Raw genomic sequence first — 11,743 nt, forward strand, 5'->3', positions numbered from 1 at the left:
TAGCATGCTGTTACGCGTGTGTTTTGGTTAGCACTGCGTAGTAGAAACCATCCATATCTTCTTCGCCTGGTAGAATTTGACGACCAGGCTGTTCGGGATCAGAATCTAGCAATTTCGCATCATTGGTGCGAGCTAAAAACGCTTTCACTTGCTCTACGTTTTCTTGTGGAGTAATTGAGCAAGTTGCGTAAACCATTGTGCCGCCTCGTTTTAGCTGTGTCCACATGGCATCGAAAATTTCACTTTGTAGCTCTGCTAATGCCGCAATATCGTCGGCACGTCGTAGCCATTTGATATCAGGATGACGGCGAATGACACCCGTCGCAGAACACGGTGCATCTAGCAAGATGCGGTCAAATTGTTCACCTTGCCACCATTCTTGAGGATTACGTGCATCGCCACAAACCACTTTTGCCTGAAGATTGAGACGCTTCAGGTTTTCATGTACGCGTTTCAGGCGGGTGTCGTCACAGTCAATCGCGACCACTTCACTGCCGGATGTACGCTCAAGAATATGTGCGGTTTTGCCACCCGGTGCCGCGCAGCAATCCAGAATCAGTTCACCATCTTTTGGTTTCAGGTAGTGAATCGACAACTGAGCCGCTGCATCTTGTACCGATACCCAGCCTTTATCAAATCCAGGCAGTTTGGTCACATCGCATGGCGCTGCCAATTTTAGCGCGTCCATCGCTTCTGTGTGTGGTGTGGCCTCTATGCTTTCATCTGTAAGCAGTGCCAGGTATTCATCACGAGTGTGGTGCTGGTGGTTCACGCGCAGCCACATCGGCGCTTTTTGATTGTTGGCTTCGACAATATTTTCCCACTGTTGCGGATAAGCGTCTTGCAGCAGTTTGAGTAACCAGCTTGGGTGACCATATTTGCCTGCGTTGTTGCTGACTGCAATCTCGTCAAGTTCTTCCTGGTTGCGTTGGTAATTGCGTAACACCGCATTAATCAGACCACGCAGGCGAGGACCTTTAAGATCTTTTGTACCTTCAACCGTTTCGCCAACCGCTGCATGAGCTGGAATACGCATAAAGCTTAGCTGATAAAGTCCAACCAGAATCAGGTGATGAAATACACGTTGTTTGCCTTTCAGAGGCTTATCCATTAATTGGCTGGCGATCATTTCTAAGCGAGGCAGATAGCGCAGCGCACCGTAACAGATCTCTTGCAGAAGAGCGTGATCACGAGGTCGGATGGTTTGTTGAGCCGCTGGAAGAGCGCTGGAAAGAGAGTGGCCCTTGTCGACGACAAGATACAAGACGTTGGCAGCCGCAGCGCGAACATTCATGATGAGTACCTTAAAGTAAAGGAGGGCATCTCTGCCCTCTAAAAGTTCGTATTATCAGGGGGAATAACTCACCCTATATGGCTTAAATCAGTTGAGTGCCAACTTCAAACCAAGCGGCACGCGAGTTCAGAATATCCTGAACCGGTATGGCTTTTTTACCCGGAACCTGCAGTTGTTCCAAAACTAATACGCCATTGCCTGTTGCCACGTAGATACCGGTTTTGTCTGCTTGTACAATCGTGCCAGCTGGCTTATCGCTGGTTTGCTCCGCCACTCGGCTTTGCCAAACCTTGATGCTGTTTTCAGCCGCTTCAAAATGGCTCATAGGCCAAGGATTGAATGCACGTATACAGCGTTCAATGTGCGCAGCATCATCGCTCCAGTTGATGCGAGCTTCTTCTTTGCTGAGCTTTTTCGCGTAGTTCGCGAGCTCATCATCTTGCTTAACCGGAACTGCTTTACCTGTAGCGATATCGGTCAGGCAGTCAATCAGTGCTTGCGGGCCAAGGTCGGCAAGCTTTTCGTACATAGACGCGCTGGTATCCGTCGCTTCGATTGGCAGTGTCGCGATTTTCAGCATATCACCCGTGTCCAGGCCAATATCCATCTGCATGATTGTTACGCCAGTTTCTGCATCACCCGCCCAGATAGAACGTTGGATTGGTGCCGCACCACGCCAGCGAGGCAGGATAGAACCGTGTACATTAATACAACCGAGCTTAGGCGTGTCTAATACTGCTTGTGGTAGCAGAAGGCCATAAGCTACAACGACCATGATATCGGCGTTCAGATCAGCCAGCGCTTGTTTCGCTTCATCTGATTTGAAGTTCTCTGGTTGATAAACCGGGATGTCGTGTTCTTGTGCAATGTTTTTAACCGGGCTTGCAGTAAGCTTTTTACCGCGACCCGCAGGGCGGTCTGGTTGAGTATAAACTGCAATGACTTCGTGCTCCGAAGACAATAACGCCGCCAAGTGACGGGCGGCGAAATCCGGAGTACCTGCAAAGACAATACGTAAAGACTGACTCAAGGTAGACTTCCTTCTTATTGGTATGGTTCGCGATTAAGCGCTTAGCTGCTTCTCGTTGTAGCGTTTGATCTTCGCCAGTTTTTCCTGAATGCGCTTACGCTTCAGTGGCGATAGATAATCAACAAACAATTTACCTTGTAGGTGATCCAATTCGTGTTGAACACAAATCGCTAGCAGGTCGTCAGCGTCAAAGGTAAATTCTTTGCCGTCACGATCCAGTGCTTTAACGGTAACTTCAGCCGCACGAGGTACAAGTGCACGAGCACCGGGTACCGATAGACAGCCTTCTTCAATGCCATCTTCGCCGCGCTTTTCCAGAATTTCAGGGTTGATAAGCACCATTGGCTCATCACGAGTTTCTGAAATATCAATCACTACGATACGCTGATGGATATCAACCTGCGTTGCAGCAAGGCCAATACCTTCTTCGTCATACATGGTTTCGATCATGTCATCGACGATTTTTTGAATTTCAGGTGTCACCGCTTCAACAGGCTTAGCGACTGTGCGCAGGCGATCATCTGGAAATGTTAATACTTGTAATACAGACATATTCACTCGAAATATTGAACTGTGCCGAAACAGCACAAACCTTGTTGGCTCAATTCTAGACATTTTATGACCTAAATGACAGCATCCTTGCATTAATTTCCATTCTGGTTACTGCTTAACAGACCAAGGACGAGGGTCATGAAACGAATTTTCCGCAACGTTTCCAGTATTATGCTACCGCTATTTTTCTCTCTCAATGCCACCGCTGACGCGGATTACAAACCACTCGCTGTTAAAGTTGATGCACCGCAGACCTATGTTGTCGTACAAGGTGACACATTGTGGGATATTTCTGCTTTGTATCTGGATAGTCCTTGGTTGTGGCCTCGTTTGTGGAAAATTAACCCAGAGATTGAGAATCCGCACTTAATTTACCCCGGAGATAAATTGTCATTGGTGTGGGTTAACGGACAGCCAGTACTCAGCTTAAAACCCGTTAAGATGCTGAGCCCAAAGGCACGTATAACAGAGAAAAAGGCTGTCCCAACGGTGGCGGAAGGATTAGTTATGCCTTATCTCAGCTCTGATCGACTGGTGGATGAAGAGACGTTGGATAATGCAGTCAAGGTTATGGGCAGCACCAAGGACGGGAAATATCTGACCGCTGAAAATGTGCTGTATATCAGCGGTGAGCAAACGGCGACAGAGTGGGCGATTTACCGTCCTGTGGAGACTTTTTCCCGAGAAGATATATCAAAGGAAATCACCGCATTGCGCTTGATTGCAAAAGGAGAGTTGGTCGAGGCATCAGGAGGGTATTCGGGTTTGAAGATAACCTCGCAGCTGCAAGAAATCCTCAGAAATGACATTGCTCTGCCAAATCAAATGATGGAGAGCGGAGGCTTTACCACAACATTCTATCCAGTGCCGTCACCTCATGGCACCTCTGCTAGATTATTGGGTAATATTGAAGGTGTCCGCTTTAGCTCTACTAATCAGGTTGTTGTGATTGATAAAGGATCGGCAGATAAGCTGAAGCAGGGCAGTGTTTTTGATCTCAAAGAAGAGGCTCATCCGGTTTATCGCGATGGCGATGGCTTTACAAAAGAGGCGGGTTTGTTCGATAAGGCGATTACCCTGCCACAAAGTAAAGTAGGCGAGTTACTGGTGATCCGTCCTTATGAACATTTCAGCTTAGCTTTGATCACTAACAGTACGAAACCTATCAATAATGAGGTGGCGGTGATTTCGCCTCTGACAGAAGTGCCAGACACGGACATGGCCGTCACAGAAGTGTCGGCTGCAGAAGAGCTAGTTACAGAAACACTAGTTCCGGAAGTGCCAGTTACGGAAGAGTCAGCCTCGGAAGTGTCAGACCCCGATGAAACAACTCAGTGAGAATGACCTGATTGCCTGGTTAAAGCTAAGTTGCTTGCCAGGCATAGGTGGAGTCAGAATGAATCAGCTTCTGGCCAAAGCGTCACCAAGAAATATTATCAACTCCTCTCATGAATACTTACAACGTCTTGGTTTAAGCCAGAAGCAACTCCAGGCTTGGGCATCAGTCGATAAAGAGGTTGATGCTTGTCTCGCTTGGAGAGCGCTCTCTTCAAGTCATCATATTCTTACCTTAGACGATCCGCTTTATCCTCCTTTACTTAAACAGATTGTTGCACCTCCACCATTGTTGTTTGTTCAAGGAGAGCAAACCTGTTTATCTCAGCCACAGATTGCCTTGGTAGGAAGTCGTAACGCCAGTATTGACGGCTTGCAGCATGCTCGTCATTTTGCCGCAGACTTAGTGCACAATGATCTCGTCGTTACCAGTGGTTTGGCATTGGGGATTGATGGTCATGCTCATGATGGGGCCCTGCAAGCGGGTGGTAAGACAATTGCAGTACTTGGTTCTGGGTTAGAGAATATTTATCCTGTCCGCCATCGCGGACTGGCACTGAGAGTTGCAGAAAACGGTGCTCTGGTCTCAGAATTTCGCCCTCATGCAAAACCCCGAGCTGAGCACTTCCCGCGCCGAAACCGAATCATCAGTGGGTTGTCGCTAGGTGTTTTGGTCGTGGAAGCCGCAGAAAAAAGTGGCTCTCTGATTACGGCGCGTTATGCTCTTGAGCAAGGACGAGAAGTGTTCGCTTTGCCTACTTCTATTCATGCTAAAAATGCCAGTGGTGGTAACCATTTAATTCGCCATGGTGCCTGCCTGGTAGAAAAAACCAAAGACGTACTTGATGAAATACAGTCGCTACTCGATTGGTCTGTTAATCAGAGCTTAGATTTATTTTCTGCGTTAAATGATGAAGAAGAATTGCCATTTCCTCAGCTGTTAGCTAACGTAGGAAGTGAAGCTACACCGGTTGATATTCTTGCAAACAGGACCAATATACCTGTCCAGGAAGTCATGATGCAGCTCTTAGAGCTAGAGCTCTCGGGGCATATTGTTGCAGTTTCAGGTGGCTATATTCGTAAGGGGAGGGGCTAGCTATGATGATGGATATACTGATGTATCTATTCGAAACCTACATCCATAGCGATGCAGAGTTACAGGTCGAACAAGACGAGTTGGAAGATGAACTGCTTCGAGCAGGTTTCCAGCAACAAGATATCTACAAAGCCCTTGTCTGGTTAGAAGAGCTCGCTGCGCTGCAGCAAAGTGATACATCTTCTGCAATCTCGGCTTGTATCGCGTCGTCATCGACTCGTATCTACACTGCGAAAGAGATGCAGCGTTTGGATTTAGAATGTCGAGGCTTTCTATTGTTCCTCGAGCAAATCAATGTATTGACGACAGAAATTCGTGAAATGGTGATTGATCGAGTAATGGGCCTGGAAACGAACGAGTTTGAGCTTGAAGACCTCAAATGGATCATTCTGATGGTGCTGTTTAATGTACCAGGCAATGAAAATGCTTATACGCTGATGGAAGAGCTGTTATATACCAAGGAACAAGGGATTCTTCATTAAACCCAACCCAGGCAAGTTCGAGTTCCGTTCGTAGAGCAAGAACTTGTCTGTTTGGTCTCTTTCAAGTAAACGGTAAGTATGAGTAGTAAAATCGACAACAACCTTTTCTCTGCCCATGAACATGCTCTGGAACATGAGCCTTGTCCAAAGTGTGGAGGAGAGCTTACTCTTAAGCACGGTAAACACGGTCCATTCCTCGGTTGCAGCCAGTATCCAGGGTGTGATTACATCAAAGCACTGCACAACAATGATGGCCACATCGTAAAAGAACTGGGGGTGCCGTGCCCTGAGTGCGGCCATGAACTGGTGTTGCGTCAGGGACGTTACGGGATGTTTGTCGGATGCAGTTATTACCCGGCTTGCCATCATATAGAGTCGATTAACCAGCCTGAAGCAGAAAAGCAGTCTCAGGAGCAGCATGCTTGTCCTGAATGTAGCAAAGGGCATTTAGTTGAACGTAAGACGCGCTTCGGCAAGACGTTTTATGCCTGTGATAATTATCCAAAGTGTAAGTTTGCAGTGAATTTACCGCCGGTCAAAGGTCGCTGCGAAGAGTGTGGTTTTACTTTGCTGGTGGAGAAGAAATCGACCAGCGGTGTGAAACTGCAATGCGCCAACCGCAAGTGTCAGCATACGCAAGTTCAGTAAACGAAACTACCAATTAAAAAGGGTCGCACGATGCGACCCTTTGTAGTTTTTCAGCAGGATTTTAATCCTGTGACTGCTTGGAAAAAGCATGTACAGCAGGGAAGGCGACCTCATCCAACACATCGGCTAACGCGCACAGTCTGCGATGTAGTTCTCCAGGGTAGTCACCACATACGTTGATGTGGCCCATTTTGCGACCTGCACGTCTCTCTTTGCCATACCAGTGAATATGGCAACCATCCATTGCTAATAGCGCTGCTGGTAAGGTGTCTTCACCGAGAATATTAACCATTGAGGTTTCGCGAATCAGTTTGGTACTGCCTAGTGGTAAACCGCACACTGCACGCAGATGGTTTTCAAACTGACAGGTTTCTGCACCTTGTTGTGTCCAGTGACCCGAGTTATGCACACGTGGGGCAATTTCATTCACCAACAAAGTACCATCAACATCAAAGAACTCTAGTGCCAGTACTCCGACGTAATTCAGGCTGTCTGCTACCGCTGCGAACATCTGCTTGGCTTGCACTTGCAGTTCTGGCGCGTCAATAGCAGTTGAAAGACTCAGAACACCATTGGTGTGCACGTTTTCTGCCAGTGGATATACTTCAACACTGCCATCTTTACCACGAGCACCAACTAAAGATACCTCACGGTTAAATGGTACAAACTCCTCAGCCACAATAGCTTGAGTTGGTGTTGCTGCGATGCACTCGGCCATTTCTGTCCAGATTGCCTCTACCTGAGAAGCTTCTTTCAAGCGCCATTGGCCTTTACCATCGTAACCGCCAAGTGCACTTTTCAGTACCATTGGCATACCAACGTGTTCAATGGCACGATCAAAATCTTCACGTGTTTCAATCACGTAGTATTTTGCGTTACGCACGCCAGCATTGTCGAGTAGGGCTTTTTCAAGACGACGATCACCACCTGCCTTGATCGCTTCTGTACTCGGAAGGAACTTTTCACTCTCTTCACAGATGTCGAGCACATCATGAGGGATATGCTCGAATTCCGCTGTGATCACATCCACTTGTTCAATGGCATTTTCCAGACCATGACCAAGCACATGTTGAGTAAGAGGGTGAACGATATTGCCGCTACCCACATCGTAAGCAGAGATTTGAATATTTAGAGGTGCACCAGCCAGAGACATCATACGAGCCAACTGACCTGCTCCAAGAACCAGTACATGCATCCGATTAATCCTCAGCTGGGTTTGGGTTTGCCAGTACGGTTTCTGTTTGTTCTTTACGGAACGCTTCTACTTTGGCCATGATGCTTTCATCATGTGTACCCAGAATTTGTGCCGCCAGAATGCCAGCGTTTGCTGCGCCTGCTTCACCAATCGCCAACGTACCGACCGCGATACCTTTTGGCATTTGTACAATAGACAGTAGAGAGTCCATTCCTTTCAGTGCACGTGACTGAACCGGAACACCAAGTACTGGCAAGCTAGTGAATGCTGCAGCCATACCTGGCAAGTGAGCAGCGCCACCCGCACCTGCGATGATCACTTTGATACCGCGATCTTTCGCACTGCTTGCGTAATCTGCCAATAGTTGAGGAGTACGGTGAGCTGACACCACTTTTGTTTCGTAAGACACGCCAAATTGATCCAGCATGTCCGCTGCTAGTTTCATGGTTGGCCAATCTGATTTAGAACCCATGATGATACCGACTTTCATCTCAAACTCCTTCAATCTGCAAAATTAGGTGAGCTGATAAATTTGTGCGCATTATACGGGGATTTTTATCGCAAGCAAACGTTTGCGCGCCTTTGAGAATGTGATAGTGAAAAATTGCCTTAGTCTCTGAGAATGAATATTTGTACACTTAGTGAAAATAATACAGTCAGACTATCAGGAAGTAATCGGTGGATAACTTTGAACAGGTGCTCAACGCACTACAGCAAGGCGAAGTAATTGCCTATCCAACAGAAGGTGTTTTTGGCGTCGGGTGTGATCCTGATAATCCAGAGGCAATCCAGAAATTGCTGGAACTAAAACAGCGCCCGGTAGAAAAGGGGCTCATCCTCATTGCTGCCAGCTACGATCAGCTATTACCTTACATTGACGAATCTCAGCTGACGCAAGCGCAGTTAGATAAAGTCCATGCCACCTGGCCTGGTCCTTACACTTGGATCATGCCTGCGAGCGATAAAGTCTCTAATTGGGTTTCAGGACAGTTTGATTCAATTGCAGTTCGTGTGACTGATCATCCTTTGGTGCAAAAGATGTGTAATGCATTCGGAAAGCCGTTAACCTCTACCAGCGCGAATCTTTCAGGCTTGCCGCCTTGTATGACGACGGAAGAAGTTGAGCAGCAGCTAGGTGACAAGCTCGTGGCTATTCTTCGTGGTGAAACCAGCGGTCGTGATAAGCCAAGTGAGATTCGTGACGCTAAAACCTCACAAATATTAAGACAGGGCTAACCCTGCCTACCAGTCTTCAAATAGGTACCAGATAATAGGTAATAACGTATGTCAGCAATCGATAAGCATGCCGTAAAGCAGTTCCTGATGTCGCTTCAGGATTCCATTTGCCAGCAGTTAGAACAAGAAGATGGAAAGGCCGTCTTTGTCGAAGATGCGTGGCATCGTGAGCCGGGAGAGCGTCTTGGTGGTGGTGGCCGTTCACGAGTTCTCCGTGATGGTCACATATTCGAGCAGGGTGGAGTGAACTTTTCTCACGTTGAAGGGAAAGAAATGCCAGCGTCAGCAACGGCTCATCGTCCTGAATTAGCGGGGCGCCGTTTTGAAGCGATGGGTGTCTCTTTGGTTATTCACCCTAAAAACCCGTATGTGCCGACGTCACATGCCAATGTGCGCTTCTTTATCGCAGAAAAAGAGGGAGAAGAGCCGATTTGGTGGTTTGGTGGTGGTTTCGACCTGACTCCTTTCTATCCTTTCGAGGAAGACTGTCAATCCTGGCACGATACGGCGAAAGCTATCTGTGCCCCATTCGGTGAGGAAGTCTATGCAGAGCACAAAGCGTGGTGTGATAAATACTTCTTCCTTCCACATCGAAACGAAACTCGTGGTGTCGGTGGTTTGTTCTTTGATGACTTGAACCATTGGGAGTTCGATAAGTGTTTCGATTACATCAAAGCGGTGGGAGAAGGTTTCTGTCAGGCTTATCTGCCAATCGTTGCGCGTCGTAAATACATCGAATACGGTGAGCGTGAGCGTGAGTTTCAGTTGTACCGTCGTGGCCGTTACGTTGAGTTTAACTTGGTGTATGACCGTGGCACTCTGTTTGGATTGCAAAGTGGTGGGCGTACCGAGTCGATACTGATGTCGATGCCACCATTAGCTCGCTGGGAATATAGCTACCAACCTGAAACCGGAACGCCCGAAGCTGAGCTTTACGAGCGATACCTAAAACCGTGCGAGTGGTAAGCGCTGAATCTCCTTTTCTATATAGATAGATAGTGATAGGGTCATCTTTAATCAGATGGCCCTGTTTTTCTCTATATTAAGGTAAGGAATAAAGGTAAGGAAATGACTCAGCAAATCGATCGCTATGCCGTGTTTGGTAATCCTATTGGGCACAGCAAGTCGCCATTTATTCACACACTCTTTGCTCGCCAAACGAATCAATCACTGACTTATACAGCTGAATGTGCTCCTGTGGATGGATTTCTAGAAACGGTAAATATGTTTTTTGCTGAAGGCGGTAAAGGATGTAACGTCACCTTACCTTTTAAGGAAGAGGCATATCAATTCGCCACTCGATTAACCGAGCGTGCTCAGCTTGCCGGAGCTGTGAATACACTAAAGAAGCTGGATGATGGTGAAATCATTGGTGACAACACCGACGGTGCTGGTTTAGTGCAAGACTTGCTTCAGCATCACGTCGTTTTAGAAGGGGCGCGTATCCTGATTATTGGGGCCGGTGGAGCATCTCGTGGCGTCATCAATCCATTACTTGATCAAAAACCTGCTTCTTTAACGGTCACCAATCGTACTTTTGCCAAAGCAGAAGAGCTAGCGGAGTTGTTTGCCGCTTATGGGCCAGTGACAGCGAAAGAGATGAGTACTATTACTGAAGAGTATGATGTCATTATCAACTCGACCTCTGCTTCGTTGAGTGGAGAGCTTCCTGATATATCGCCTACTATCTTCGCGGCCAACAGCACAAGCTATGACATGATGTATGGCAAAGGTGATACCACATTTAACCAGTGGGCAAAGGCGCATGGTGCTGTTCATGCCTATGATGGTTTAGGCATGTTGGTGGGCCAAGCATCTGAGAGCTTTATGCTGTGGCGTGGTTTGCGTCCGGGAGCCAAACAGATTTTACGTGAATTAAGAAAAAACCTTGAAGGTCAGTAGTCGATGAACCAATCCATTTTATTCCCAGATATCCAGTCGTGGGATGAGACATCACAATCGGTAAACTTTCCTGCACAGCAATCTGGCGCACTTATCGAATGCTACGTAACAAAACAGAAGCTTGCAAAAATGAGCGGGTTGGCCGTTGAAGGTGAGCAACAAGCAATAACGGCATTTATCGCCTGTCGATTTGATCTCGAAGATGTTGCTGAAGAGCTTATAGAAGATGAAGCCTTCAATGAAGAAGGCCACATCATTATTGAATAATTAGGTTATCGAATCGCTAACTAATGACTTCTACTTCATTTAAGTAGTCGTTTTTATTCTGCACGTAGTTATCCGAAGACTTTTGTAAAAAAGCGCGCTCTTTTTCTGATAGGGGGCGTGCTTGTTTTACCGGGCTACCCACATAGAGATAACCACTTTCCAATACTTTTCCCGGTGGTACCAAACTACCAGCGCCAATCATCACTTCAGATTGAATTACCACGCCATCGAGAACAATCGCACCCATCCCCACTAGTACGCGATCATGAATCTCACAACCGTGTAGCATCACTTTGTGTCCAATGGTGACATCATTGCCAATAATCAACGGGTAGCCATTTGGGTTTTCTTTATTTTTGTGTGTAACGTGCAAAACGCTGCCATCTTGGATGTTTGTGCGCTCACCAATGTGAATATGATTGACATCACCGCGTGCTGCAACCAACGGCCAAACACTAGAATCGTCCCCAATGATGATTTCACCGACTAAAACAGATGTTGAGTCGATGTAAACTCGCTCACCAAGTTGCGGCTTGATACCTTTATAACTTCTTATTGAACTCATCTTTTCTCCTTATTAAGGGCGATTAAAGGGTATATAGGGGTAGAAGAGTAGTAAAAACTCGCCTTTTAGAATAAAAAACACTCAAACGATAAAAAAATCAAAAGAAAACTGAAAAAGGGCTTGCCAATGTGATCGCAATCC

At 46.9% G+C, this 11,743-nt stretch carries 13 protein-coding genes and 1 pseudogene; 8 read left to right on the top strand and 6 right to left on the bottom strand.

The genetic code is table 11. From position 1 onward, the window contains the following. Positions 1 to 10: 10 nt before the first annotated feature. The 3 genes from rsmB to def form a co-directional block, all read right to left on the bottom strand. A complete protein-coding gene (gene rsmB / locus ACWYU8_RS20275; RefSeq protein WP_457521553.1) occupies positions 11 to 1,294 on the bottom strand; it encodes a 16S rRNA (cytosine(967)-C(5))-methyltransferase RsmB in 1,284 nt (427 codons plus the stop codon). Positions 1,295 to 1,376: 82 nt separating this feature from the next. Then, entirely contained in the window at positions 1,377 to 2,324 is a 948-nt protein-coding gene (fmt, locus tag ACWYU8_RS20280) for a methionyl-tRNA formyltransferase (protein WP_457521554.1), read from the bottom strand. Between the two features lie 33 nt (positions 2,325 to 2,357). Next, positions 2,358 to 2,876, bottom strand: coding sequence for a peptide deformylase (gene def, locus ACWYU8_RS20285; protein WP_457521555.1), 519 nt, complete (start codon positions 2,874 to 2,876; stop codon positions 2,358 to 2,360). A 138-nt stretch (positions 2,877 to 3,014) separates the two neighbouring features. Here def and ACWYU8_RS20290 point away from each other — a divergent pair. The 4 genes and pseudogenes from ACWYU8_RS20290 to ACWYU8_RS20305 all read left to right on the top strand — a co-directional run. Further along, positions 3,015 to 4,094 (top strand): annotated as a pseudogene (locus ACWYU8_RS20290) (LysM peptidoglycan-binding domain-containing protein); the annotation flags it as partial. Positions 4,095 to 4,197: 103 nt separating this feature from the next. Continuing rightward, on the top strand, positions 4,198 to 5,307 hold the full coding sequence (gene dprA, locus ACWYU8_RS20295) for a DNA-processing protein DprA (RefSeq protein ID WP_457521556.1): 1,110 nt from the start codon (positions 4,198 to 4,200) through the stop codon (positions 5,305 to 5,307). 2 nt (positions 5,308 to 5,309) lie between these two features. Further along, entirely contained in the window at positions 5,310 to 5,789 is a 480-nt protein-coding gene (locus ACWYU8_RS20300; protein ID WP_457521557.1) for a DUF494 family protein, read from the top strand. Between the two features lie 78 nt (positions 5,790 to 5,867). Continuing rightward, a complete protein-coding gene (locus ACWYU8_RS20305; protein WP_457521558.1) occupies positions 5,868 to 6,437 on the top strand; it encodes a topoisomerase DNA-binding C4 zinc finger domain-containing protein in 570 nt (189 codons plus the stop codon). 61 nt (positions 6,438 to 6,498) lie between these two features. On the opposite strand, the gene ACWYU8_RS20310 is transcribed toward ACWYU8_RS20305, so the two are convergent. Then, a complete protein-coding gene (locus tag ACWYU8_RS20310; protein ID WP_457521559.1) occupies positions 6,499 to 7,632 on the bottom strand; it encodes a 5-(carboxyamino)imidazole ribonucleotide synthase in 1,134 nt (377 codons plus the stop codon). 4 nt (positions 7,633 to 7,636) lie between these two features. Continuing rightward, on the bottom strand, positions 7,637 to 8,122 hold the full coding sequence (gene purE, locus ACWYU8_RS20315) for a 5-(carboxyamino)imidazole ribonucleotide mutase (RefSeq protein WP_457521560.1): 486 nt from the start codon (positions 8,120 to 8,122) through the stop codon (positions 7,637 to 7,639). A 188-nt stretch (positions 8,123 to 8,310) separates the two neighbouring features. Between purE and ACWYU8_RS20320 the strand changes: the two genes are divergently transcribed. The 4 genes from ACWYU8_RS20320 (at position 8,311) to ACWYU8_RS20335 (ending at position 11,037) form a co-directional block, all read left to right on the top strand. Then, entirely contained in the window at positions 8,311 to 8,868 is a 558-nt protein-coding gene (locus ACWYU8_RS20320) for an L-threonylcarbamoyladenylate synthase (protein WP_014233380.1), read from the top strand. Between the two features lie 48 nt (positions 8,869 to 8,916). Next, on the top strand, positions 8,917 to 9,834 hold the full coding sequence (gene hemF, locus ACWYU8_RS20325) for an oxygen-dependent coproporphyrinogen oxidase (RefSeq protein ID WP_457521561.1): 918 nt from the start codon (positions 8,917 to 8,919) through the stop codon (positions 9,832 to 9,834). 102 nt (positions 9,835 to 9,936) lie between these two features. Next, positions 9,937 to 10,770, top strand: a complete 834-nt coding sequence (gene aroE / locus ACWYU8_RS20330) for a shikimate dehydrogenase (protein WP_457521562.1) — start codon at positions 9,937 to 9,939, stop codon at positions 10,768 to 10,770. A gap of 3 nt (positions 10,771 to 10,773) precedes the next feature. Beyond that, positions 10,774 to 11,037, top strand: a complete 264-nt coding sequence (locus tag ACWYU8_RS20335) for a DUF1488 domain-containing protein (RefSeq protein ID WP_457521563.1) — start codon at positions 10,774 to 10,776, stop codon at positions 11,035 to 11,037. A gap of 16 nt (positions 11,038 to 11,053) precedes the next feature. Here ACWYU8_RS20335 and ACWYU8_RS20340 read toward each other — a convergent pair whose 3' ends face one another. Continuing rightward, positions 11,054 to 11,602: a gamma carbonic anhydrase family protein gene (locus ACWYU8_RS20340; protein WP_457521564.1), complete on the bottom strand. Its 549-nt coding sequence runs from the start codon at positions 11,600 to 11,602 to the stop codon at positions 11,054 to 11,056. Positions 11,603 to 11,743: the final 141 nt, after the last annotated feature.

It is taken from the genome of Vibrio limimangrovi (genome assembly GCF_054064025.1).